Raw genomic sequence first — 23,872 nt, forward strand, 5'->3', positions numbered from 1 at the left:
TTAATCCGTGATGAATGTTGAATTTAAAACAGTGGAAGCGTATATCGCTTCTTTCCCAATAGAAGTGCAGCCTATCTTGTTGCAGGTGCGCAAAACCATTTTACAGCACGCCCATGAGGCTACAGAGGGAATTGCCTATGGTATGCCTGCTTACAAATTAAAAGGAAAACCGCTTGTTTACTTCGGTGGATTTCAGAAACATATTGGCTTTTATGCAACTCCAACCGGTCATTCGAAATTTGAAGCCGAACTTGCTTCTTATAAGCAAGGTAAAGGTTCGGTTCAATTTCCACTAAAGCAACCGATACCTTATGAATTGATTGGAAGAATTGTTGATTTTAGGGTTTCAGAGACTTTGGAGAAATTTAAATAGCTATCATGAAAATAGGGATGGATCGATTATGGAATCGTTTGTGGAGTAGTAAGGTTCCTGAAAACTTACAGGAACAGTGGAAGGATAAAGCAGCGCTATCTTATATAAACAGCCAGATGGATGTTGAGCTCATGCGTCTTTGTCTGGATAAAGTTAAGGGTGATTCAAAGGATGATACTTTTTTACAAGCTTTTCTAGATTTTCAGCATATTGCTTTGCAACCAACTAAAATAGTTTCTGCTAGTCTAGAGATCGACTTCATGGAAAGGTATGTGTCTTTATTTAGTCAAGTTTCTGCTGTAGATATATCCATAGGATGGACTAAAAAAGTAGAAAATCCGCATTTGTCAGTACCTCGATTTATTTTACTGCCATTGGTTCAAAATGCATTATGGCAAGGGTACCATGAAGCGGAAAGATATCCAATGAAAATCAAGATTTCAGTATTTGAAAAAATCATTTCATTGGATATTACAAATCATGTCAATCATCATATTGTCGATCAAAAGATCAGTGATGCTATGGATAACTATCAGGCACGTTTACAGTATGAATTTGGCGATCAACATACACTTATTATGAATAGTAATGCACATACATTTCGCTCAAATTTAACGTTGCGGTTTTAGATAACCCCAAAGTGTGCTAAAGCATTGTATATACCATCATTATCGACATCATCTGTTATGTAGTCTGCTATTGCTTTTACTTCAGGGTTAGCATTGCCCATGGCGATACCATATGCGGTATGTTTTAACATCGTGATATCATTTCCACCATCACCAAAAGACATTGTTTCTTTCAAGTCGATATCAAAATGTTTGATAAAGATATCGATTCCTACTTGTTTACTTTGTCCTAAGGGATTGACATCTGCAAATAGGGGTGTCCAACGTGATGCAATAGAATTCGGCATGACGGTGTCCATAAAAACCTCTTGTACTTCAGGTTGAATAAAGATATTGGTTTGGAGTACAGATGACATATCAAAGTCTGCATAAGATCTTTGAGGTGGAACCGGTAAGTTTAAAAGTGCATACATAGAAGCGATTTCGGGAGTGACCTGAAATATCGAAATTTCCTCTTCAGACATCAACGAAAAACTAATATCATTTTCTGCAGCATGGTCGATCAAAGATAAAATATCTGCAGCATCAATACCTTTTCTAAAAAGTACATCTCCTTCTTTGGTTATGCAATAGCCTCCGTTAAATGTAATAAATCCGTCAAAGTCTAAGTATTTGATATGATCTAAACTATTGATAGATCTTCCTGTGGAAACAATTACTTTTATTCCTTTTGATTTTAATTCTTGAATGGCTTTTTCAGTTGAGGCTGGAACTTGATGTGTATCGAAACTAAGTAGGGTACCGTCGATATCAAAAAATACTGCTTTAATCATGCTTTAATATAAATGTGTGTATTACAAAGGTAATAATTAGAAAAATGTTTTGTGACCTATTGCTGTCATAATCAAAATAACGGTGCTATAGAGCCAGTTTTTAATCCTGTATCGTTTGAATCTTTTCCAATATAACTTGTACTGCTTCTTCTGATTTTAATATCCTTTCATGACCAACACCATTAAAATCAATGGCATCAGTTAAGGGATGGTTTTCGAAAAATGATTGCAAATAGGGGAAAGGAGCAATCTTGTCTTCCTGATCGTAAAGAACAAGATGATGTTGGTCTTCAGGAAAATGGTACAAACTATTTAAATGGAAGTAGGTCGTTTTCATGTTGAATCTTTTTTCAAAACCCTCAAAAAAATGCTGTTGTATTGTATGTGGAATGTTAACAAAATCCATACTTGCCGCAAAGTTCGCTTTTAGATCTACCAAAGGCGTGAGACTAATGATACGAGCAGGTGATAGCTTGAGGTTGGATAGCGCAGCGATGTTGGCCATAGCTCCAAGGGAATGCCCAATTGCTATGTAAGGTGCTCCATATGTCGTGATAATAGCTTTTACAGCTTCGATATACAAAATTAGATTAGAGAGTTCTCCCGCTGCCTCCCCATTACCAGGTGCATCAAAGGCAATTATCTTGAAATCACCGTTATTTAAAAGTTTTTCAATGTAGAAGGCAAAATCTGCTGCCTTGGATCCCCAGCCATGCGTTAGCAGGATAATTTTATCTCCAGATCCCCAAGTGTAAACTGGGAACGACAACAATTCTCCTGTGAAAAACTCGTCTTTCACAGCATGTTGACTTTTAGAAGCTAGTTGTAATAATTGTTCTTGGTTATGTCTCAATGGCATCTTTGGAGAGTAGCAGATATAGGACCAAATCTGATCCATATATGCTGCTGCAGAAAGCTGTTCTGGAGATTTCAACTGTTCAATACTTTGTCTTAATTTTTTCATTGGAATATACGATTATGCATGACCGATTCGTTTTTTATAGGCTTACAAACTGCTTTTGGCAGTTTTAATGGTGTTGAACCTCATGGAGCAGAAGCTATTGTTTTCCATTTGAGATTCCTTTTGAACCCTATTGTTTGTGATCCTATCCGTTTAGATAGGGTCTCGATAGTTAATTGAACAGGGCCAGTAAGCGTTCTTTATTCATGAAATCTGCTATAGGATTATGCGTGTCGGCAAAGATGTTCTCTGCTATAGCTGTTTTATTTGCCTGCAATTTCATGATTTTATCTTCCACAGTATCCGGGCAGATCAAGCGTATCGCTGTAACATCTTTAGATTGCCCGATCCGGAAAGCACGATCGATGGCTTGAGTTTCCACTGCTGGATTCCACCACGGATCGACCAGATAGACTAAGCTTGCCGCGGTTAGATTTAAACCTGTACCTCCTGCTTTTAAGCTAATCAAAATAACCCTTTCTGCGTCGTTTTCTTGAAATTGCGTCACAATATGTTGCCTATCTCTCGATTGTCCTGTCAACTTTAGTGCCGATATTTCGTGTTTGGCCAATGCAACTTCAATGAGATTCAGCATACTGACAAATTGTGAGAAAATAATGATTTTTTGATAAGGGCACTTATCGCGTACCTGCTCCACAAGCATTTCAATTTTACAGGAGTCTTGCTCTACAGTAAGGTCTTCTGTTTTTAATAATTTTGTCGAATTACATATTTGACGCAATTTAGTGAGCCCTTTCAGTACGTGCATGGGACTTTTGCGGATTTCATCACCATCTTTCGCAGAGATAAATTCACGAAACTCTTTCTCGTAAGTATCGTAAATATGTCGTTGTGCAGGTTTCATTTCGCAGTAAAGTATCAGTTCATTTTTAAGCGGTAACTCTTTTGCGACCTCAGCTTTTGTGCGACGTAGGATAAAGGGTTTCACTTTGCGCTGGAGTTCCTCGAGTCTTTTTTTATTGCTAAATCCATCAATAGGGGTCGTGTATACATCTTTAAAGTATTTTTTTGAACCTAATAACCCTGGATTGACAAACGATAATTGTGAAAATAAATCGAGGGTACTATTCTCAATAGGAGTCCCCGTTATCACGATACGATTACGTGATTTTAGTTTAGTGACAGCTTGATACCGTTGCGAGTTTGGGTTTTTTATTTGCTGAGACTCATCTAAGAAGATATAGTTGAAGGACTGTTTTTTTAAATGATTGATATCGGTCAATAAGTTGTGATAGGATATCAATATCAATTCGTATTGCTCAAAATTTAGACAATCCTTTTGACGGTCAGGTCCCTGTAGCTCCAATATTCGGATGGATGGAGCGAATTTTTTCAATTCATTTTTCCAGTTGAAAATCAGCGTTGTCGGAAGTACCAATAAATTACAGTTGTGTTCTACTTTATTTCGTTGATCTAAGATAAAAGCAATGATCTGTATGGTTTTTCCGAGGCCCATATCATCAGCTAAACACCCTCCAAAATTAAATTCGTCTAAAAAATTGAGCCAATTTAGGCCATCCTGCTGATAACTTCGGAGTGTTCCCTTAAAATCTTTGGACAGGACGACAGGTTGTACTTGATCGATCTGTTGGATTTTATTTTTTATTTCGTTCAACCGCTCTTTTGCAGCTTGGGATAGCCATTGTTCTTCAAAGTACCGGTCTAGGGCTGTGTAGTTGGTTTCTGCTATCTGTAGAAGGGTATCATCGATAATTTCGCCTGCTAGAAAAAACTGCTCAAACTTATTTATCCATTCTTCGGGTAGTATACCTACAGTTCCATCATCTAAGGTGATGAATTTTGATTTATTGCGAATGGCCTTTTGTAGGTTTTTAAGAGAACCTTTATTTTTACCAAACTGTATATTCACGTTTACATTGAACCAATTCTGTCCACTGAGTACATGAATCGTTATTTTACCTTTAAAGGAATTGAATTTATTGGTTTTTATTTCATTAAAGCCGATGATGGAAATCTGATGGTTGCGCCAATCTTCAAAAACATTTAAAAACCAGTCTTGTTCAAGGAAATGTTTACGATGTAAATAGAAGTGCTGAAAATCCTCTTCGAGTTGTTCCTTAAAATAAGGATGTTGTTTCACAATTAAACTCACGATTCGAAGTTCTGCCTCAGCATCCCGTTTTACTAAGAATTTCTGTCCATGATGATCAAATCCGAAAATAGATCTTCTACTTCTTACCGGAACTTCCACATCTGCATAGCGCATGGTTGGGATTAGATTGATATAATCTCCCGATTCTTCCAGGTATATAATGGCTTCTGTATCGGTATAGAATTGTTGTTCCTTGATCTGTTTGGAGCTGGCTTTGGGAATGTGATGATAATTTACTTCTACAACTTCTTCCATAGCCATTAGAAAATCCTTTTTAAAATCCTCAAATTTGGATTGATGTACTTTGAGATGATCCGCTGTCGTGGCGAATACTTGGAAAAGTGTTAGAATTTGGGGAATCTCGATAAAATAAAAATGCTGTTGCACCTGTATGAAATGATCGAACACAAGGGGTAAGTTTTGCAGGGTATGCTCTTGTCCTGCAATTTCAATATAACTTCGTATGGTGAAAAATGGTGCTTCCTGATCAACATCGATACGAATTGTTTTTGGCAATGGTCTCAGCGTGATTTGGATTAAACTATTCGCTCCAATATTTTGTGATAGCGTTTTATCATGCCTATAAATTTCTAATCCGAGCGGGTTTTTGATCAACATTTTAAATGCTACGACTTGTTGATTATCTTCCGCAATCGTATTTTGTCCTAGAAAATGTAGGGCAGTGAAAAACTGACTTTCGGTAATATCTTTGCTTTTCCAGATCATCTCTTCGCAGGAAATCTCTTGCAAGGGATTTTTTAACGTACCATTTTTTGTTCGATCTGATCGATAGAGTAATACTTGGGGGTGTTTGTAGTATTTATGTTCTTTGAGTACTAATATGTTCGTTTGCTGTTCTACTGCATTGTTCTCTTTAGGGAAAACCATTTCCTGAGGGAGAACTGCGCGCGATAGCTCCAGTAGATTATCGTCCTTTTTATGTATGTGTACTTGGTCATTGACCCATTGGATCTCGAAATAATCTTCCAATTGCTGTTCATCCTCTAGGCCATATTTTACGGCTATTTTAGTCAAATAGGACTGATAGGCAACTACAGAGAAAAACAAGTGTAATTGTTCGTTTTTGATGAGCTGATTTAAAGCAATTTTTTGATGTACACAAAATGCTTCTGTTTCTGAACAATTACAGCATAAGGAAAGTGTCGGATGATCAAAGACAACGATAACCGTATAGGTGATTCCTAAAGATTGGATGAAAAATTGGGCTTCATTTTTTTGAATAGCATATACTTGTGTAGGATAGTTGATTTCTGCCAAACCGGACATCCACGAAAAATAACGGTAACGGATGGTTTCATCGAAGATGATATCGGTCAATCTGTATTGGTGAAAATCGTCTAAATTTTCTAAAGAAACGGATTTTGTGTGCATGCTAGTCAAACTTAAAAAAAATTGTTTTATTTACAATTTTAATTCCGTCATGATCTTGTTTTTTATAGAGCGGTTGGTGAAATTATATCAGTTGAACCGTTTGATTAAAGGATTGTAAGGGGAAATGGAGCGTATATCCAGTATATGCTCCATTTGTTTTTTTATCCTCTTTCGCGTTCGAGCAAGATCATCATCATGAAACAGAGGATAAGCCTTGTTTCATCTTCGGGATTGATATTAGCTAATTTTTCCAATGTAAATTTGCGACCGAAGAAAGATGGCTTTTTGAGGAGCTGTAATAGCACATTCTCACGTTTGTCATACAAACTATAAGAAGGATTGAATATATACCCGGTGAGTATGTTCAGAATGGGGATTTCACCTAGGAGATTATCACCAACCTTTATCCAAGCATTATCTTCTTTGATGAGATAATCTTCCATACCAGCACTATCAAAAGCGTTATAGTTCGCTTTCCATAGTGATTTCATTCCTTTTCGGCCTATTTTTCCGATGGTTTCGTTGGTCCTTGCATCTGTAATGGTATAGTTTGCATTGAAATCTAACCAACGATCAGCCTTTATGCCGTACAGTTGTTCTGAACGACTTTCGTTCGCAAATATCATGATTTCTTCTTTCAGTTTAAAGAGCTTCTGACGGACATAAAAAAGCGTGCGGTTTTCACTATCCTTGATGGTGAAATCGTTGTGGAAGGTCGAAATCTTGAATTGAAAGTATAACGGAAAATTGAAATTACTCATATTTTTTCATGCTTATATTAAAGCATATTAATTTTAAAGTTAGATAAAATTGTTTGGACTGAAAGGTCTGATTTATTTTTTGTTCTTTACAATTGATATTGAAATACCAACATGTGTTTCATTTGTAATCCATTCTCTATGAGTGGTACAGGATAATTGTTTAGAAAGAAATTTTTGCGGATATGGTCCATTTCAAATTCATTTCGCATATAGAATTGATGCTGGCGATAGCCCACATCGGCAGTCCCAACCCATATTTTTTGAAAATGATGATCTCTTGCATAGCTTTTTAAATAGGAAAGCATGTCCGACCCAAACCCTTGTGATTGTTCATGGGGAGCAATAGCCATATTTTTAAGTTCGAGCGTATCGGTATCCAACTTCATAATAGCCATAACACCAATTGCTACAATGGATTTTTCATCAAGAGATGATTTGTTTTTATCGGTGATGGAGCTATTATGATCCAAACATCCAACTTGATTTTTGAGTGGATCTAAGGATATGTTGGTTTCTTTTGTTAGCATAAAGATCGAGCAATCATAAATATAGCTATCAATTATCTCTTTAGTTTCGTCCGCGAGCAATAATAAATCATAAGGTATGGGAGCATCATCTGCTAATGGCACTATGTTATCATGTTGTTTCATACTAATAGCTTAATTTTAATCCGCCGAAAAAGTTTCGAGTAGGAGCTGCATTATAGTACCTTCCTCCAAACGCATTGATATCATTACCCAAGCTGTATTTTTCATTCAGTAGATTGTCAACACCTAGATAGACTTGCGCCTGTAGTTGAGTTGAAAATTTGAATCCCCAGTGCAGTTTTGCTTGAACCAGATGATAGGCTTCTGAAAATGCTGTATTTGCATCGTTCAAGGGAATTTTGGAGGTATAGTTATGCTGTATATTAAAACCGATGCGATGGGCGAGATCTAAGTTTGCCGCATGGACAATGACCCAGTCAGGCACTGCAGTGAGTTTGTTGTTGTCGTAATTTTCATCCTCCACTTGATAATTTCCAAAACGATAGTGATTATAGGTTACGCTAGAATTGATATATAATCCCTGTATAAAATTTTCCGTATTGGGTGTGATGATGTACCCCATGATGGAACTTTCAAATCCTTTTTGCTTCACCTTTCCAGCATTCTGATAATATTCTATTCCATCTGTATTTAATTGACGAATAATGGCATTATCCATTTGATATTGGTAATAAGAAAAGTCCGTGATGAAGCGTCGATTCATCCATTCCCATCGTAATCCAACCTCATGGTTATAACCAGATTCTGGTTTCAATTCCGTGTTGATCAGGTTGTCCGAAGAACGTACTTCTGCAATGGTGGGCGTGGAGAATCCCGAAGAGATGGAAACCTCGGAGCGCAAGGTTTGGTGCTAACAGATAAGATGTCGCAATCTTGGGCATCCAATTTGTTCCAAAGTTGATCTGTTCCTTTTGCGACGATGCGGTTGGATATAATTGTTTATAGGCAATTTGATTCTGATTTAATCCTATGGCACCTTCTAGGGTCCATCTGTTAGCTAGCGTCATTTTTGTTCTTGCAAAATAGAAATTCTGCCAGTTTTCCAATTTATCCGATGCCTGTTTGTCAGCAGCTATTCCTCCATTATTATCGTAGTTAGCGATATCATACCAACCCTTTTGTCCTTCTGTACCGATTTGTATTTGCCAGTCTATACTATTTTTTGATTCGTAAGAGAAGTAGCTGCGATAACCTAGGTTCTGCTCATCTCTAAATTCATAGTTCGTGATAAAGGGATTTTCTATTTTTGACGAAGAACCAAAGACGGTAGTGGTGTTGCTGATCTTATTGCTGATCTGTATCTGATGTGATATACCACCGTAGAAAGTTTTATTATCTATAGCCGCTTTTTGTTGTTTTGCGGATGGTGTGGTTGCTGTAGCAGGGCGAGCAGCTCTTGGATTTTCTTGATATTGAGCAAGCGTAAGTCCTCCAGGAGTCTGATAGTTCAGGTCGCTATAGAGCGCGAAAAGTTTTAAACTTGCTTTAGGTTTATAATTCCATTCATGCGCCGTTTGGAAAGTCTTTTTATTCAAAGCAGAATTTTCGCGATAACCATCTGATCTTGTAAAACTTTGATCGAAGGAGAAGCGATATTTTGCATTTACCTGATGTTGGGTAGAAAACTGTTGTTGTGCAAAACCAAATGAGCCACCAGCTAGATTGAGGGAGGTTTTAGATTCAATTTCTCGTTGAAAACCATTGGGTTTTATCACTAAAACTCCTCCAGAGTTTGGTCCGAAAATAGAACCATCAGGTCCTTTTAGCACTTCGATTTGAGCGATGGAAGCTGGATCGATGAGGTTCAGGTAAGTGTTTCCTCCCGCATCTGTCATCGGAAATTCATCGATATAGACCTTAACATTTCGAATACCAAAAGGTGAGCGAATTAAACTTCCACGAAGAGCCAAACGGTAGCTTCCTGGTGAGCGTTCTTCCATTCGTAAACCAGGGACTGTATTTAGGCCCGGTAAAAGGCTGGCGCTATGTTGACTGAGTAAGGTGTTTTGTCCTACTACGGAGGCAGAAACCCGCCGTTGTCAATAAGGCCTGCTTTGTAAGATAGCCCGATACTTGAGCAGTTTCTAATTGATAAGCAGTAAGGGAATCCTTTTTTGCTTCTTGAGCATATAGGGATGATGTAATGAATAATAAACAGTATAATGGTGACTTAATAACAGACATATCGTATAGTGGGTCAAAATATTTTGCCCTAAAATAACGAAAAACTCTAATTATGCCATCTTTTAAAATGTTTCATTGAGTCCTAAGAATAATCCACGTTGATGGTAGCCTCCGATCGCATAGTCTATACATAGGTTGGTACGTGTCGCCTTGTTGAATAAAATACGAATGCCTGCTCCGCCTGCTGCTCGCCAAGATTCAAACAACTTGCTGTCCATATCATTATTGGTCGATTGGATATTAAAAAATGTTGCCCCGCTAATGAATTTGTTTCGGAATATGGGGAATCGATATTCTGCCTCATTATAAAAGTAAGAAAGGCCTTTGAAAAAACCCATGGTATAGCCACGTCCTGATCTTACAGAAGCATCTTTTGCTGTTCCAGGAAGATCCAAATAGGGAAGTCTTCCGGAGATTCTGTAAGAACCATAATTCCAAAATGCCAGTACATGTTCTGGATTCTCTTCCGATAAACTGAAATACTTTCTAAAATCTGTAGTGAGTTGTATCGCATTTTTACTACTCCCCATCCACTCTTGGTTCATCCGGATGCCGATGTCCGAATAAATCCCTTTATAAGCACGGTTTGGATTATCACGGGTCATGTATTGGACATTGAACAAAAGTCCATTCGAATTGAATTTCTCAGGGTCAAAGCCATAACGCTTGCTATAGACGTAATTGGGGTTGTCATTATTATCTGTCGAAGCTTTGATATTCCGACGAATATCAAAGGCAAACCCGGCTCCTAAAAAGAGATTGTCAGAAACTCTTTTGTACAGTTTTTCATTGATGCTGAAGGATGTATATTTATAGATATACATATTTTTATCAGGGTCGGTTAAGATATCATCTTCGTGTTTTCCCGTAAATGTTTTGGTCATGCCTAATCCGGCATCTGGATTGACCATTTTGACAATGGACCACCCACCCTGTATATTCCATTTATTCTCTTTTGTATAGATATTATGGCTGACATAGAAGACCATAATGCCTTTAGTTGTTACCGATGCTGTCGAAGCGGCGGTGGACATCGTTGTATTTGATTTATCACCAAGCACAATCCCCGCGACACCTTTGATACCGATTTGTGCACCGATAGTGGGGTTTAGGGCGACACCCGGCATCAGCGTAATTCCCGAACGTTTTTTATAGGGGTTTCTTTCCCTTTTGGGATGTAATATGTTGCGAAACAAATCGGAGATATCATACTGATAAATCGCATTTGAATCGATTTTGTGCTGATTAAAGGTTGATTTAGATTCAATTCTTGATGAATCTGATACGATATTGACCTGGGCTTGAGTACTCGAAATAAAAGTTATAAACAGAAGCGATATACAGGCTAAAGTTAAGGGGTATGCATTTAAATTAGGTAGCGGTTTTTTCATTTATCAAGTTTAAACTGCAAATTTTTAATCGTTTATAGCGTTGTTTGTGTACGCTTGTATACTTACAAATATAGTTAAAAGAAAGACTTAAGATATTTCTTGAGACTAATTTTTAATTAATATCGTTTGATGGTTTGTACCTCGTTTTGTAACTACCTATCTTTATCAAAAAAATAGATAATATGAAATTAAAGGTTCTATTCAGTCTGGTATATGTTCTCACCTTTAGCATGTTGGTACATGCACAGGAACTTTATACACCTCGACATATCAAACAAGCTTACCAAAATGAAACACGTAGTTTAACAGGGGCACCTGGAGCAAAATACTGGCAAAATAAAGGTCGCTATGATATGCAGATCACGGTTGATCCTGTAACAAAAGTCGTATCGGGTAAAGAGCGTATTCTATATGAGAATAATAGCCCTAATAGATTAAATGAACTTGTCATAAGTTTTGTTAACAATGTTCACAAGCCAACGGCAGCAAGGGCTTTGGGGGTAAGTGCAGATTTTATTACGTCTGGACTGAAGTTGAGATCCTTGAAAGTAAACGATAAAATATACGAAATAGATAGTCAGGACTGGACAACGGTAAACCGAGTAAAGCTTAAAGAGGACATCAGCTCGCTGGCTGTCGCAACAGTTGAAATGGAGTGGGAATACCCATTGTCTCTAGCGAGTGACCGTGAAGGGCAGATCGATTCTGGAACATATTATTGCGCTTATGCATATCCGCGGATTGCTGTTTATGACGATTATAATGGCTGGGATATGTTAGAGCATAATGGACGTCAAGAGTTTTATCATGACTTTAATGATTATCAAGTTGATATTTGTGTCCCTAAAAATTATGTGGTATGGGGTACTGGGAAATTACTCAATCCAGAAGAAGTTTTGCAAACTGAAGTATTGGGTCGTTTTAACAAATCATTGATTTCGGATGAGGTGATACCAGTGGCTACTTTACACGATATGCAAGAACATAAAGTCACCAAACAACAGGAATGGAATACCTGGAGCTTTAATGCTGGGCATATTACCGATTTTTGTTTTGCATTGAGTAACCATTACGTCTGGGATGCCTCTAGTGTACAGCTGGCTACGAAGCGCGTAAGTGTTCAAGCCGCCTATTTGAGTGGGACCAAAGATTTTGAACAGTATGTTGGCTGGGAACGCTATTGTATTGATTGGTTTTCTAAAAATTGGCCAGGAGTAGAATATCCATTCCCAACGATGACAGCAGTACAAGGTTTTGCGGATATGGAATACCCGATGATGGTCAATGATAGCAGCGTACCTGATAATTTTATGGATGCAAGGCAAACAGTAGATCATGAGATAGCACATACTTATTTTCCTTTTTATATGGGCACTAATGAAACGCGCTATGCATTTATGGATGAAGGATGGGCAACGGCCTTTGAATTGCTCATTGGTATGGATGAAAATGGTGAGGAAGCCGCAAAGAAGCTATTCAAAGAGTTTAGAGTAGAAGGGTGGATTAAAGAACCCTCGACAGAAACAGGACCAACCTTTAATTTCATTGTCTTCGCAATTGAGTGGTAAAGGTTATGGAAACAATGCCTATATCAAGTCAGCATTATCCTATCTGGCCCTAAAAGATTATCTCGGCGATGTGCCATTCAAAAAAGCGCTGCATCATTACATGGATAATTGGCATGGTAAACACCCAATGCCTTGGGATTATTTTTATTCTTTTAATGCCGGTACTGGGCTAAACCTGAATTGGTTTTGGAATAATTGGTATTTCAGCAATCATTATATCGATTTGAAATTGGCAAAAGTAGAACAGAAAAATAAAACAATTACGCTGGAAATTGAAAATATAGGTGGATTTGCTATTCCTTTTGATGTGATATTGACTTATGTGGATGGTAAAAAAGAAAAAATCCATTTTACACCTCAAATTTGGGAAAAGAATGAAGCTTCAACAGTACTGAAATTAAAAAGTAAAGCTCAGGTAAAAGAAGTGTTTCTAGATAATGATATTTTTATGGATTATACAAGCGATGATAATCGGATGATATTATAAAATTGTATGGAGATACTAATTTCTTGTATTAGGACTATGCCTTCAAGCTGTATGTGCCATGTGATAGGGCATATACAGCTTGAAGGCATTTTTTTTTGATTAAGATCTTACAAGATGAAGGATGCAATCCTTATTTTTTACTTTTTTTGATGTTTTTAAACATCATTTTTCGAAGTTGAAAATAACCAAGTGTTAGTTTTTGATTTGAACGGAGGTAGGGGATACTCATAATTACGAGTAGCGAGATACAAGCCGACGTGCCTAAAGCTCCTCCAAATCCATCAAAAAATTGGCTGGTATTGATGTAGATCAGACTATACACTAGACCAGAAAGGGATACGCCTATAAATGTAGACAATTGATGGCTCGAAACCATACCGACAAAAGAGGAACCAATAAAGATTAATGGGATATGATTGGCCAATTGTTCGGGTATGTATGTTGGGAAAAAATGAATAAATCCAGCAACAATACATGTTAGTAAGGAAGAAGATAAAACACCACCTAGTTTCAACTTATTGTTGAAATAATACGTGAGTAAACTTCCAAATACACCCGTGAATATGAGAATAACTGTATGAATCATTATCTAGAGAATAAAAATAAAATCAGGTAGGTGATGGCTACACCTGCAAACGCTAATGTTCCTAATTTTCCCCCTATGCCATTTAAGAGACTTTTAGAAATAATCAATAATACAGCTGTACATATACTGGCAGCAAGAATAAAATAAATATCTCCTGCGACCTTCGGGCCCGACATACCGACAAATGAACCACAATAAATAGCTGGAGGTATATGCGATAGATAATTGGACTTCTTATTTAAATAGGGGATTAATGCACCTGCTAATCCAACGATACTTGCAGCGAAAACAGAACCTAATCCAAAATGATTGTGGAGGAAATAGCAACCAACAGCACCTATAGGCACCCATACAGCGATGTAAATTTTTTCAAATGTTAACTTGTTATGATGAATGGGCGATCTGAAAAATGAATACAGTAATAGAAAGGAAATAATAACAATAAAAAATGATAAACCGATGGTGGAGTTGTTTTCCTTGAATATTGCTAATAAGAACAATAATTGTATTACAAAAAGCAGTAATAGGGAAGTATAGCGAATGACTCTATTTTGGGATGTTTTTGACATTATTTTGCAAAAGTACGAAGTTAATTGACATTGAAACAATCGTATATCAATTTTTTATACTTTATGAGAATTGGTCTCAAGTCTATTTTGTGTCAAATTTTAGCATATTCTGAAATAAATATTTCTATATTTAGCCTCATATTTGAAAAATTTCAAAACTAAATCTATTAATCTTATCTAAATGAATACTATTTTAAGTACGAAGGATTATATTGTATTTTTTGTATACTTTATAATTGTTGCTTCTTATGGTTTGTGGATATACTACAAAAAGAAGTCTGCTTCCGAGGGAGCGAAGGATTATTTTCTTGCTGAAGGGTCATTGACATGGTGGGCTATTGGAGCCTCGTTGATCGCTTCAAATATCTCGGCAGAACAATTTATCGGGATGAGTGGGTCAGGCTTTAAAATGGGACTTGCAATTGCAGCCTATGAGTGGATGGCTTCCATAACACTAATCGTAGTGGCTGTATTTTTTATGCCTGTTTATCTTAAAAATAAGATATTCACGATGCCCCAATTCTTGAATCAGCGTTATAATGGTACAGTAGCCATGATCATGGCCGTTTTTTGGCTGATGCTTTATATCGTGGTCAATTTGATGTCTATTCTCTATTTAGGAGCAGTTGCCATTAGTGGGATTTCAGGTTTAGATCTGACCTTGTGTATTATGTTATTGGCTGTTTTTGCTATCATTATTACCTTAGGAGGGATGAAGGTAATCGGCTATACCGATGTTATTCAAGTATTCTTCTTGATTTTAGGTGGTTTAGTAGCTACTTATATTGCGCTTAATATCATATCCGATGGTAATGGTGTGCTAGCAGGTTTCACAACTTTACATAACGATGCTCCCGAGCATTTTGATATGATATTTAAGACCGATAATCCTAACTATATGGACCTTCCGGGTATCAGTGTATTGATTGGAGGGATGTGGATCGCAAACTTAAGTTACTGGGGATGTAATCAGTACATCACGCAACGCGCTTTAGGAGCATCTTTGCCTACAGCTAGAAACGGTCTTTTGTTTGCTGCGTTCTTGAAAATGTTAATGCCCGTAATTGTGGTTATTCCTGGTATTGCAGTTTATTATATTGTCAATAAAGATTTGGGCGCTATTGATGCATCGAGCTTATTGACCTCTACAGGAGCTCAGGATCCGAATAAAGCTTATCCAGCATTGTTAACACTGCTTCCAGTAGGATTGAAAGGTTTATCATTTGCGGCATTAACGGCAGCTATTGTGGCTTCTTTAGCGGGTAAGGCAAATAGTATTGCCACTATTTTTACATTAGATATCTATCAAAAAGCATTTAATAAAGATGCTTCAGATACAAGATTGGTAAATGTCGGTAAAATTGCAGTAGTGGTATCCATGCTTATGGGAACTGGATTGGCACTTATTTTGGGTGAGTCGTTGATGGGAGAAGGTAAACAAGGATTCCAATATATTCAAGAATATACCGGATTTGTTTCACCAGGAATTTTTGCGATGTTTATTTTAGGTTTCTTCTGGAAGAAAACGACTTCAAATGCCGCGATGTTTGCAACGATCGGTGGATTTATCTTATCCGTTGTCTTCAAAAAACTACCTGATTTGATGGATTTATCTTTTTTATCAAGTACAGGTTTCTCTGTTTTAAACCCATCTTCTGGACTTTATGAAATTCCATTTATTGATCGTATGGGATTCGTCTTTATCATCTGTGTTATTTTCATGGTCATCATTAGTTTAATTGATAATAAGCGTGGTATTGTCCCGAAAGGATTGGAAATCGATGCGAAAATGTTCAAGGTGCATAATGGATTCCTCGTTGGATCACTCATTGTATTTTTAATAGTTATCGCTTTGTATTCAATTTATTGGTAATAGATGAAATGAAGCATTTTAAATAAGAAAAGGCATCCAATTGGATGCCTTTTCTTATTTAAAAATGGGAAGATTACCCATGTTTCCTTGAAACTTACTGATAGCCTCTCTTTGACAAACTGTTGTTATTGGTTCAGCAATTTGAATCACTGTTTTCTTCAATTGGATTTTCAGGGATAAATTCTTTTGGGCTACAGTTAAAAAATGAAGCTAGTTTATTCAGCTGGTCATAAGAATACATGCTGGCAGAATTTTTCATTTCTATTTGACCGATGTAGCCCGCCGATACATTAAAAAGATGCGCAATTTTAGCTTGACTCACGTGGAGATCTTTTCTTTTTTTACGTACGAGATTGACTATTTCAAATTCTATAAGTGATTTAGGCATAATATTTTAAAAAATAGTTGCTTAGTTAATACTAAGTTTTTATATTTGTTTTAACTTAGCTTTAGCTAAGTATACTGTGAGCTTTGTTAATGGTTTGGTGATCATAAAATGTATACTGAAATCTATGTCGATAATGCGAGCCCTATAAGGCTCAACATCATAGATAGGCATACATGTAGTGTTTATTAGCAATATGATATTACTACTATAATAGTAGTAAGTGCAAATAGGAACTATCTGATTGACCAAAGGTGCTATATTAACGAGTTGACAATACAATTGAACATCCAGTTATCGCATAATTAAGTTCAAAAACCAATTTCTAAACGATGATATTTATAACCAACAGTAAGCAGCAGTCCCACACTAAAGATCGGATTCATTTATTTTTCCATGCACTATTTATAAAGAACATTCAGTTTTATCGAGAGTAAAATTGGATTGTCTTTAAAAAAAACAATACGGGTTTAGACCATCCTTGTGGTATGTTTTCGCCTTCATATTGCACCCTCTTAATAAAATTTTAGGGAGGATGGTAATGCCTTGTGATTTTTTCCGACCTGCTTTTCTTTCAAAATCTGCGATGATAGGAAAATTAACTTCTTTATTCTTGATACAATAAATATAGTGATTTTTTCTTAGTAAGCAAATGATGACATTAGGACTTTTTCATTTTGTTCAATGCAATGGAAGGTGGGTCGGTTTTTTTGTAACAACGCTCAACGAATCAGAATACTTGGTTTGTTCAGTCAAATCGTAATATAAACATGACAAGCAATTAATAAAACAAAAATTGATGAAAATAGTATTACAGGACCGCTTTAAAATTCGTCCCATGAAAGAATTTCAATACCATAATCGTGAACAGCCGCTTAAGAGTATTTTAAAAACAAAACCTAAAGAACGATATTATGCGCGATTTACCTTACTAATGGAAGAGTTTGATTCTTATAGTTGTGTCGTGCGCGACGAAAATGCAGATATATTAAGGATCTCGCTAGTGAATATGGCGATTTACGAATTTTATTTGTTCGCCTATGGCTTATCAGCTAACTTTTCTGCTTCTCGTATATATGTTTATAATGGTGATCGTTGTCATTATGTACATAGTATAGAATGTGGAGATGTTGAGTTGTGGAAGGAAACTCATTTGTATTGCTATGAAATAACGTTGCCTGCTGCTACCGAAAGAGAGGAGTATCAACAGCGAATATTAAATGATTTGGAAGAGATGTTTAAATTGGATGTACATTTAGAAAAAGAGCAGGTTGTCTCGGATATCTATTTTAATGAACAACTGGGTTGCTTAGAACCAACGAGTTGGCATGAACAGACCGTGATGACCATTAGACCTCGGCCAGGTGTATGTTACTAAACAGTTTTGTATTATTTGCGTTTTATGCTCCAAAAATAGCTCGTTAATAATCAATAGTAGGGAGAAACTGCTATTGGTTTGATTGAACTTAATAAAAAAGGCAGGTGTTTTCGCATCTGCCTTTTTTATTTGTTTGACATGAGGTTCTTATCTTTGACCAGGTAAGTAAATTTGGAACCCAAGTCCTACGCCTAATCCCGATGCTTTGTCTCCCAAATTAACATTTGATTTGGTGTAGTTGTATCCCACGGTTGCTTCAAGTGCGACTGTTCTTGTAATGAAGTGCGCATAACCAAGATTTGCTCCTAAAGCTAATGATGCACCCTTACCGATAGAACTTCCTGCTATCCCAATATCACCTTGTCCAAAAAAGCGACCTGATGAAGATGACCCTTCTGGAAAATAGTATCTCACAAATGGGGCGATACCATAGTTCCATTCATTATCATGACCTTTAGCAGCGGTTAAACCTAAGTTCGCTTGAGCACCAATGGCTATACCATCAGAAACAAAATATCCAGCTCTTGGCTGCAGATTGACATTGAACGCTTTGCCCTCGAAACTATAACCTAGATTGGCTAAAGAACCTCCGACCATCCAATTCCCCTGTTTTATTGGAGCACTGCCAACATCTGCGGTGCTCTGTGGTGTAGTTTCTATTCTTTGTGCGTTCGCACTGAAAGCGATTCCACCCATGATTGTAAGTAGTAATGCTAGTTTTTTCATGTGTCTTAAGTTTTCTATATATTTAACGATATGTTGTTTTATTATATAACAGTAAACGAAAGCAATAGTTTTTATTTTCTTTAATTATAACTTACATATTTTCTAATCAATTGCCTATTTGTAGGTTTATAATCTTGTTTGTTTGGTTGTTAAGAGCCGATTATTTCGATATTATCAGAATAGCTTAATTATTATTCTTATGCGAATTTTCAACAGTAAACGAGTCGCTTTAATGTTGAAAGTAAACCTATTATTCCAAGTTTTTTACAATTTGAGCTGAGCCCGTAACACCTGGTTCTAATGCTATTAACTTAAAATTTCGGAAGTGGATCTCCGAACCTTCGGACTCTAAACATAAATATCCTTTTTTGATTGTAGATTGACGAATTCCATTGACAAATTTGCCATTTACCGCCAATTTTATTGTTCCATCAACACAAATAACCGTGTACTTATTCCATTCTCCTTTACCTTTAGCACGATTTTCAATAGACTTACTGCGCGTACCACGTGGATTATCGGGTATCGTTTCTACTCCGCCTACACCAAATAATTCACCGTGAACATAGGCTATTGGAGGTTTGATGCCATCTTTCTCATTTTGATTTACCCAATCCAATTCTAACATTTGGACTTCAACGCCTCCTGGAAGACGACCTATGGAATCGGGAATAGCATCAGACCATACGAAGATGCCTGAATTACCTCCAGCATTGATATGATTCCATTCTACATGAATGATGAAATTTTCATATTGTTTTTCGGAACGCATAACGCCAATTGGAAGTCCAGTGCAGATCAATGATTCTTCCTTTAATCGCCACGTATCGGATGCAGTATTGACGTTGATCCAATTGATCGGGTTTTTAGTAGGTTTAGCTTCGAGAAGCAGATCATCGAGTTGTACTTCCTCTCCAAAGGATAAAGTCACTTGTTGTGAAAAGCTGCTTTTACATAAAAAGAATATGATGAAAAATAAACCAATTGCTTTAGTATTCATATTGCTTTGAAAAAATGGTTATAACTGGATTTAAATAAACGTTGTAGACTAATGTCTATAAACAAACTTAGATAAATTTGTTTACAATTATTATTGCATCATTATATAAAACAAATTTATTCGTTCGAGTTGTTTTATTTGGGATACAGGTTTACTACGCAATTATTGAATTCCGTTAAGAATCACTTTAATAACGGAAATAGAGAAAACAATTCATCGGATTAAATTTATTTTGTTTGCTGCTTATTTTTTTATAAAATAGCATACACAATTATACTTGTGCAACTGTTGCGACCTAGAAGGTGTTATTTTCCTTTTTACATTTTTTTTTTAATTGGAGTTCTTGTAAATCAAGGTATTGCTGATGATGCATTAGAGCAGTTATATGTGCGCGATTTATACGGAATCACGTTCTGATTTTGTAATTGGGCTATTTTTTTTTCTTATCTTTAACAGTAAGGTGCACGAGGGCGATTGGAGTAAGTGAGTTGAAAATTACACTGAAAAATTATCCTTTAGAGGTTTGATACCGCAAAGCTCGGCCATCATGCTAATTTCTAATATCCAATTATATGATAAAAACCGCAGGTCTTCTGTTTAGAGAAGCAATCAAGAATGAAAAACCATTGCAGGTAGTAGGGGCTATCCACGCCAATCATGCATTATTGGCTCAACAGGCAGGTTTTCAAGCCATTTATTTATCTGGGGGAGGTGTTGCAGCAGGTTCTTTGGGAATACCAGATTTAGGTATTACAACGCTTGAGGATGTATTGGTGGATGTACAACGTATCACCAATGTCTGTTCGGTTCCGCTATTGGTTGATATTGATACTGGATTTGGTCCATCAGCTTTTAATGTCGCACGTACGATTAAGTCTTTGATAAAAGCTGGAGCTGCTGCGGTGCATATGGAAGATCAGGTTGGAGCGAAACGTTGTGGTCATCGACCGGGTAAAGAATTAGTATCAAAAGCAGAGATGGTCGACCGTATAAAAGCTGCTGTAGATGCGCGGACTGATCATACTTTTGTTATCGGTGCACGTACAGATGCCCTTGCTTCTGAAGGTTTGGATGCAGCACTAGAGCGAGCGGTTGCTTACAAAGAAGCTGGCGCAGATTTTATTTTTGCAGAGGCCGTACATAAACTGGAACAATACAAAAGTTTCAGTGAGGCCACTCAATTGCCAATTTTAGCAAATATCACTGAATTTGGTGAAACCCCTTTGTTTACTCGAGAAGAACTGTCTCAAGCTGATGTCTCCATTATCTTGTACCCATTGTCTGCTTTTAGAGCTGCAAATAAAGCGGCTGAAAATGTATATCAACACATAAGAAAAGACGGTACACAATCTGCGGTAATAGACAGTATGCAGACTCGAGAAGAACTGTATCGCAGCATAGATTATTACGCATATGAAAATAGATTAGATCAATTGTTCAATACCAAGCATGATGACAGAAACCAATGAAACGGGTTTTAAACCCAAGAAAAGCGTAGCGCTATCTGGTGTTACCGCTGGCAATACAGCTTTAAGTACAGTAGGGAAAAGTGGAAATGACTTGCACTATCGAGGGTATGATATCTTGGAGCTTGCCGAGCAAGCTTGTTTTGAGGAAGTAGCCTATTTATTGATTTATGGGAGCTTACCAACCAAAGCGCAACTCACAACCTATCAAGCGCAATTGATCAGTCAACGTGGATTACCGATTGCGATACAAAAGGTCTTAAAACAATTACCGACTACGGCTCATGCCATGGATGTCCTTCGGACCTATGTTTCTGTGTTTGGAAGCATCCAACCAGAAAAGGAAAGTCATCCGAGTGCTGGAGCTCGTGATATTGCTAATCGGCTGATGGCGTCCATGGCGTCGGCTTTATTATACTGGTACCACTTCAGTCAGCATGGTCGTGAAATTAAGGTAGAGACCAATGACGGAACTTTAGGAGCCCATTTTTTGCATCTTTTACATGGTACTGAACCACCACCTTCTTGGGTAAGAGCAATGCAGGTATCACTTAACTTATATGCAGAGCATGAGTTCAACGCTTCTACGTTTGCTGCACGGGTTATTGCAGGTACGGGCTCTGATTTGTATTCTTGCATTGCAGGTGCTATTGGTGCATTGCGTGGACCAAAACATGGCGGAGCTAATGAGGTCGCTTTTGAGATTCAGAGCAGATATGCAGATGCGGATGAGGCGGAAGCTGATATTCGTAAAAGATTGGTGAACAAAGAGGTCATCATCGGTTTTGGACATCCTGTATATACGATTTCAGATCCACGGAATCAGGTGATCAAGCGAATTGCTAAAGAGCTTTCAGAAGAAGCGGGCGATATGACGCTCTATTCCATAGCTGAACGATTGGAGTCGGTCATGTGGGAAGAAAAGAAAATGTTTCCTAATCTGGATTGGTATTCGGCTGTTTCTTATCATCTGATGGGAATTCCTACTGAAATGTTTACCCCTTTATTTGTTTTATCGCGGATTACAGGATGGTCTGCACATGTATTTGAACAGCGACAAGATGGAAAAATTATTCGTCCCAGTGCCCATTATATAGGTCCGGATAACCGACCTTATGTTCCAATTTCCGAGCGGTAATAGGGGACAACAATCGATTAATCACGATAATATATACTTATAGTTTTAGGAAATCAATATGGCATCACTAATTTCGAATGAGAGACCACAAGCAGATCGGGTACTAACGGATATCGCCGATTATGTACTCCATTACAAAGTGGAGAGTACAGTTGCCTGGAAGACGGCATTTTATTGTTTTTTGGATACGCTAGGCTGTGGTTTTGAAGCATTGACCTATCCAGCTTGTACAAAACTCCTAGGTCCAGTTGTTGCGGGTACTATGGTGCCTAACGGTGCTAAAATACCCGGTACTGCTTACCAATTAGATCCCATTCAAGCTGCATTTAATATTGGGACAATCATTAGATGGTTGGACTTTAATGATACTTGGTTGGCCGCGGAGTGGGGGCACCCTTCAGATAATTTGGGCGGAATCTTAGCAACTGCCGATTGGTTGAGTAGGACCCGAAGTGCTAATGGCGAAAAACCATTGAAAGCGAAAGAAGTATTGGAAGCGATGGTCATGGCTCATGAAATACAAGGGATATTGGCATTGGAAAATTCTTTTAATAAAGTAGGTTTGGACCATGTTATCTTAGTGAAAGTTGCTTCAACAGCAGTTGTTGGTAAATTGCTAGGACTTAGCCGGGATGAATTGATCAATGCTATTTCATTAGCTTTCGTAGATGGGCAGGCACTTAGGACATACCGTCATGCACCAAATACAGGAAGCCGAAAATCCTGGGCGGCCGGAGATGCAACCTCACGTGCGGTCCGTTTAGCTTTGATAGCGCAAACAGGTGAGATGGGATACCCATCTGTATTGTCTGCACCTGTATGGGGTTTTTATGATGTGTCCTTTAAAGGACAAACATTCAAATTTCAGCGACCATATGGTTCGTACGTGATGGAAAATGTATTGTTCAAAATTTCATTTCCAGCAGAATTTCACGCACAAACTGCCGTAGAGGCTGCCATGCAGCTCCATGAACAACTTCTTGCAATTGGTAAAACAGCTGAAGATATTGCACATATTTACATTCGTACCCATGACGCTGCTATACGAATCATCGATAAGCGGGGACCTTTGCATAATCCTGCAGATCGTGATCATTGTCTCCAATACATGGTTGCTGTTCCCCTATTATTCGGAAGGTTGACCGCTGAAGATTATGAAGATCAGGTCGCAAAAGATCCGCGTATTGATGTATTGCGCAATAAAATTAAATGTGTTGAGGATCTAAAATTTACCGAAGATTACCATAATCCAGAAAAGAGAGCTATTGCAAATGGGCTGACGGTAACACTTAATGATGGAACCATATTGGCAGAAGTATTGGTGGAATACCCTATCGGTCATCCTCGTCGTCGGGAAGAGGGAATTCCTAAATTAATTGAAAAATATCGGATAAATCTGGCTCGAATATTTACCGAAAGCCAACAAAAACAAATTCTAAATGCGACATTGGATTACGATACATTTGTTGCTATGGATGTCAATAAATTGGTTGATCTGATGACCTTATAGCGTGAATTCGTAATTGAGGGATAACTAGGCTGCTCTATAT

21 protein-coding genes and 1 pseudogene are annotated in these 23,872 nt (G+C 37.4%); 9 read left to right on the plus strand and 13 right to left on the minus strand.

What is annotated here, in order from left to right; genetic code table 11:
* The first annotated feature begins 10 nt into the window (after positions 1-10).
* Both ACFX5U_RS05085 and ACFX5U_RS05090 read left to right on the plus strand, forming a co-directional pair.
* The gene (locus ACFX5U_RS05085) at positions 11-373 is read left to right on the plus strand and encodes a DUF1801 domain-containing protein (RefSeq protein ID WP_280569746.1); all 363 of its coding nucleotides are present in this window, start codon (positions 11-13) and stop codon (positions 371-373) included.
* A 5-nt stretch (positions 374-378) separates the two neighbouring features.
* On the plus strand, positions 379-1,002 hold the full coding sequence (locus ACFX5U_RS05090; protein ID WP_400262677.1) for a hypothetical protein: 624 nt from the start codon (positions 379-381) through the stop codon (positions 1,000-1,002).
* Here ACFX5U_RS05090 and ACFX5U_RS05095 read toward each other — a convergent pair.
* From ACFX5U_RS05095 to ACFX5U_RS05130, 8 genes and pseudogenes are all read right to left on the minus strand, one after another.
* Positions 999-1,775, minus strand: a complete 777-nt coding sequence (locus ACFX5U_RS05095) for a Cof-type HAD-IIB family hydrolase (RefSeq protein ID WP_400262678.1) — start codon at positions 1,773-1,775, stop codon at positions 999-1,001. The genes ACFX5U_RS05090 and ACFX5U_RS05095 overlap by 4 nt on opposite strands.
* 100 nt (positions 1,776-1,875) lie before the next feature.
* A complete protein-coding gene (locus ACFX5U_RS05100; RefSeq protein WP_280569727.1) occupies positions 1,876-2,739 on the minus strand; it encodes an alpha/beta hydrolase in 864 nt (287 codons plus the stop codon).
* 169 nt (positions 2,740-2,908) lie between these two features.
* The gene (locus tag ACFX5U_RS05105; protein ID WP_400262679.1) at positions 2,909-6,262 is read right to left on the minus strand and encodes an SNF2-related protein; all 3,354 of its coding nucleotides are present in this window, start codon (positions 6,260-6,262) and stop codon (positions 2,909-2,911) included.
* Positions 6,263-6,423: 161 nt separating this feature from the next.
* Positions 6,424-7,023: a hypothetical protein gene (locus tag ACFX5U_RS05110; RefSeq protein ID WP_400262680.1), complete on the minus strand. Its 600-nt coding sequence runs from the start codon at positions 7,021-7,023 to the stop codon at positions 6,424-6,426.
* Positions 7,024-7,109: 86 nt separating this feature from the next.
* The gene (locus ACFX5U_RS05115; RefSeq protein ID WP_400262681.1) at positions 7,110-7,673 is read right to left on the minus strand and encodes a GNAT family N-acetyltransferase; all 564 of its coding nucleotides are present in this window, start codon (positions 7,671-7,673) and stop codon (positions 7,110-7,112) included.
* Between the two features lies 1 nt (position 7,674).
* On the minus strand, positions 7,675-8,412 hold the full coding sequence (locus tag ACFX5U_RS05120) for a TonB-dependent receptor domain-containing protein (RefSeq protein ID WP_400262682.1): 738 nt from the start codon (positions 8,410-8,412) through the stop codon (positions 7,675-7,677).
* Positions 8,303-9,538 (minus strand): annotated as a pseudogene (locus ACFX5U_RS05125) (TonB-dependent receptor); the annotation flags it as partial. The gene ACFX5U_RS05120 and the pseudogene ACFX5U_RS05125, both read right to left, overlap by 110 nt.
* A 279-nt stretch (positions 9,539-9,817) precedes the next feature.
* Positions 9,818-11,146, minus strand: coding sequence for a BamA/TamA family outer membrane protein (locus ACFX5U_RS05130; RefSeq protein ID WP_400262683.1), 1,329 nt, complete (start codon positions 11,144-11,146; stop codon positions 9,818-9,820).
* Between the two features lie 182 nt (positions 11,147-11,328).
* On the opposite strand from ACFX5U_RS05130, the gene ACFX5U_RS05135 reads away from it, so the two are divergent.
* Together ACFX5U_RS05135 and ACFX5U_RS05140 are read left to right on the plus strand one after the other, a co-directional pair.
* Positions 11,329-12,714, plus strand: coding sequence for a M1 family peptidase (locus ACFX5U_RS05135; RefSeq protein ID WP_400262684.1), 1,386 nt, complete (start codon positions 11,329-11,331; stop codon positions 12,712-12,714).
* Positions 12,692-13,201: a hypothetical protein gene (locus ACFX5U_RS05140; RefSeq protein WP_400262685.1), complete on the plus strand. Its 510-nt coding sequence runs from the start codon at positions 12,692-12,694 to the stop codon at positions 13,199-13,201. The genes ACFX5U_RS05135 and ACFX5U_RS05140 overlap by 23 nt, the downstream gene beginning before the upstream one ends.
* A gap of 130 nt (positions 13,202-13,331) precedes the next feature.
* On the opposite strand, the gene ACFX5U_RS05145 is transcribed toward ACFX5U_RS05140, so the two are convergent.
* Both ACFX5U_RS05145 and ACFX5U_RS05150 read right to left on the minus strand, forming a co-directional pair.
* The gene (locus ACFX5U_RS05145) at positions 13,332-13,787 is read right to left on the minus strand and encodes a hypothetical protein (protein WP_038696788.1); all 456 of its coding nucleotides are present in this window, start codon (positions 13,785-13,787) and stop codon (positions 13,332-13,334) included.
* Positions 13,787-14,356 (minus strand): hypothetical protein, encoded by a 570-nt coding sequence (locus tag ACFX5U_RS05150; protein WP_038696790.1) that lies wholly within the window; start codon positions 14,354-14,356, stop codon positions 13,787-13,789. The genes ACFX5U_RS05145 and ACFX5U_RS05150 overlap by 1 nt, the downstream gene beginning before the upstream one ends.
* Positions 14,357-14,537: 181 nt before the next feature.
* Here ACFX5U_RS05150 and ACFX5U_RS05155 point away from each other — a divergent pair, with 181 nt between their 5' ends.
* On the plus strand, positions 14,538-16,229 hold the full coding sequence (locus ACFX5U_RS05155; protein WP_038696792.1) for a sodium/sugar symporter: 1,692 nt from the start codon (positions 14,538-14,540) through the stop codon (positions 16,227-16,229).
* A gap of 133 nt (positions 16,230-16,362) precedes the next feature.
* Here ACFX5U_RS05155 and ACFX5U_RS05160 read toward each other — a convergent pair whose 3' ends face one another.
* Entirely contained in the window at positions 16,363-16,617 is a 255-nt protein-coding gene (locus ACFX5U_RS05160; protein WP_038696794.1) for a helix-turn-helix domain-containing protein, read from the minus strand.
* Between the two features lie 796 nt (positions 16,618-17,413).
* Between ACFX5U_RS05160 and ACFX5U_RS05165 the strand changes: the two genes are divergently transcribed.
* Positions 17,414-17,992 (plus strand): hypothetical protein, encoded by a 579-nt coding sequence (locus tag ACFX5U_RS05165; protein ID WP_038696796.1) that lies wholly within the window; start codon positions 17,414-17,416, stop codon positions 17,990-17,992.
* Between the two features lie 147 nt (positions 17,993-18,139).
* Here the strand turns inward: ACFX5U_RS05165 and ACFX5U_RS05170 are convergent, their stop codons facing one another.
* Positions 18,140-18,718 carry a hypothetical protein gene (locus ACFX5U_RS05170; protein WP_280569685.1) on the minus strand — a complete coding sequence of 193 codons (579 nt, stop codon included), beginning with the start codon at positions 18,716-18,718 and terminating at the stop codon, positions 18,140-18,142.
* A gap of 250 nt (positions 18,719-18,968) precedes the next feature.
* On the minus strand, positions 18,969-19,718 hold the full coding sequence (locus ACFX5U_RS05175) for a DUF1080 domain-containing protein (protein ID WP_081918313.1): 750 nt from the start codon (positions 19,716-19,718) through the stop codon (positions 18,969-18,971).
* Between the two features lie 572 nt (positions 19,719-20,290).
* Between ACFX5U_RS05175 and prpB the strand changes: the two genes are divergently transcribed.
* Genes prpB through ACFX5U_RS05190 form a run of 3 tightly spaced genes read left to right on the plus strand, consistent with a single transcriptional unit; the run spans position 20,291 to position 23,832 of the window.
* Positions 20,291-21,187 carry a methylisocitrate lyase gene (gene prpB / locus ACFX5U_RS05180; protein ID WP_400262686.1) on the plus strand — a complete coding sequence of 299 codons (897 nt, stop codon included), beginning with the start codon at positions 20,291-20,293 and terminating at the stop codon, positions 21,185-21,187.
* Complete coding sequence (gene prpC / locus ACFX5U_RS05185) at positions 21,171-22,322, plus strand: 2-methylcitrate synthase (protein WP_400263566.1); 1,152 nt, start codon at positions 21,171-21,173, stop codon at positions 22,320-22,322. The genes prpB and prpC overlap by 17 nt, the downstream gene beginning before the upstream one ends.
* A gap of 58 nt (positions 22,323-22,380) precedes the next feature.
* Positions 22,381-23,832 carry a bifunctional 2-methylcitrate dehydratase/aconitate hydratase gene (locus ACFX5U_RS05190; RefSeq protein WP_400262687.1) on the plus strand — a complete coding sequence of 484 codons (1,452 nt, stop codon included), beginning with the start codon at positions 22,381-22,383 and terminating at the stop codon, positions 23,830-23,832.
* Positions 23,833-23,872: the final 40 nt, after the last annotated feature.

It is taken from the genome of Sphingobacterium sp. SG20118, from assembly GCF_044740685.1.
Taxonomy (GTDB): Bacteria; Bacteroidota; Bacteroidia; order Sphingobacteriales; family Sphingobacteriaceae; genus Sphingobacterium.

What these genes read in the sequence shown, in the direction of transcription:
- ACFX5U_RS05085 (WP_280569746.1), top strand. Translation starts at nt 11, where the DNA reads ATGAATGTTGAATTTAAAACAGTGGAAGCGTATATCGCTTCTTTCCCA.
- ACFX5U_RS05090 (WP_400262677.1), top strand. Translation starts at nt 379, where the DNA reads ATGAAAATAGGGATGGATCGATTATGGAATCGTTTGTGGAGTAGTAAG.
- ACFX5U_RS05095 (WP_400262678.1), bottom strand. Translation starts at nt 1,775, where the DNA reads ATGATTAAAGCAGTATTTTTTGATATCGACGGTACCCTACTTAGTTTC.
- ACFX5U_RS05100 (WP_280569727.1), bottom strand. Translation starts at nt 2,739, where the DNA reads ATGAAAAAATTAAGACAAAGTATTGAACAGTTGAAATCTCCAGAACAG.
- ACFX5U_RS05105 (WP_400262679.1), bottom strand. Translation starts at nt 6,262, where the DNA reads ATGCACACAAAATCCGTTTCTTTAGAAAATTTAGACGATTTTCACCAA.
- ACFX5U_RS05110 (WP_400262680.1), bottom strand. Translation starts at nt 7,023, where the DNA reads ATGAGTAATTTCAATTTTCCGTTATACTTTCAATTCAAGATTTCGACC.
- ACFX5U_RS05115 (WP_400262681.1), bottom strand. Translation starts at nt 7,673, where the DNA reads ATGAAACAACATGATAACATAGTGCCATTAGCAGATGATGCTCCCATA.
- ACFX5U_RS05130 (WP_400262683.1), bottom strand. Translation starts at nt 11,146, where the DNA reads ATGAAAAAACCGCTACCTAATTTAAATGCATACCCCTTAACTTTAGCC.
- ACFX5U_RS05135 (WP_400262684.1), top strand. Translation starts at nt 11,329, where the DNA reads ATGAAATTAAAGGTTCTATTCAGTCTGGTATATGTTCTCACCTTTAGC.
- ACFX5U_RS05145 (WP_038696788.1), bottom strand. Translation starts at nt 13,787, where the DNA reads ATGATTCATACAGTTATTCTCATATTCACGGGTGTATTTGGAAGTTTA.
- ACFX5U_RS05150 (WP_038696790.1), bottom strand. Translation starts at nt 14,356, where the DNA reads ATGTCAAAAACATCCCAAAATAGAGTCATTCGCTATACTTCCCTATTA.
- ACFX5U_RS05155 (WP_038696792.1), top strand. Translation starts at nt 14,538, where the DNA reads ATGAATACTATTTTAAGTACGAAGGATTATATTGTATTTTTTGTATAC.
- ACFX5U_RS05160 (WP_038696794.1), bottom strand. Translation starts at nt 16,617, where the DNA reads ATGCCTAAATCACTTATAGAATTTGAAATAGTCAATCTCGTACGTAAA.
- ACFX5U_RS05165 (WP_038696796.1), top strand. Translation starts at nt 17,414, where the DNA reads ATGAAAATAGTATTACAGGACCGCTTTAAAATTCGTCCCATGAAAGAA.
- ACFX5U_RS05170 (WP_280569685.1), bottom strand. Translation starts at nt 18,718, where the DNA reads ATGAAAAAACTAGCATTACTACTTACAATCATGGGTGGAATCGCTTTC.
- ACFX5U_RS05175 (WP_081918313.1), bottom strand. Translation starts at nt 19,718, where the DNA reads ATGAATACTAAAGCAATTGGTTTATTTTTCATCATATTCTTTTTATGT.
- prpB (WP_400262686.1), top strand. Translation starts at nt 20,291, where the DNA reads ATGATAAAAACCGCAGGTCTTCTGTTTAGAGAAGCAATCAAGAATGAA.
- prpC (WP_400263566.1), top strand. Translation starts at nt 21,171, where the DNA reads ATGACAGAAACCAATGAAACGGGTTTTAAACCCAAGAAAAGCGTAGCG.
- ACFX5U_RS05190 (WP_400262687.1), top strand. Translation starts at nt 22,381, where the DNA reads ATGGCATCACTAATTTCGAATGAGAGACCACAAGCAGATCGGGTACTA.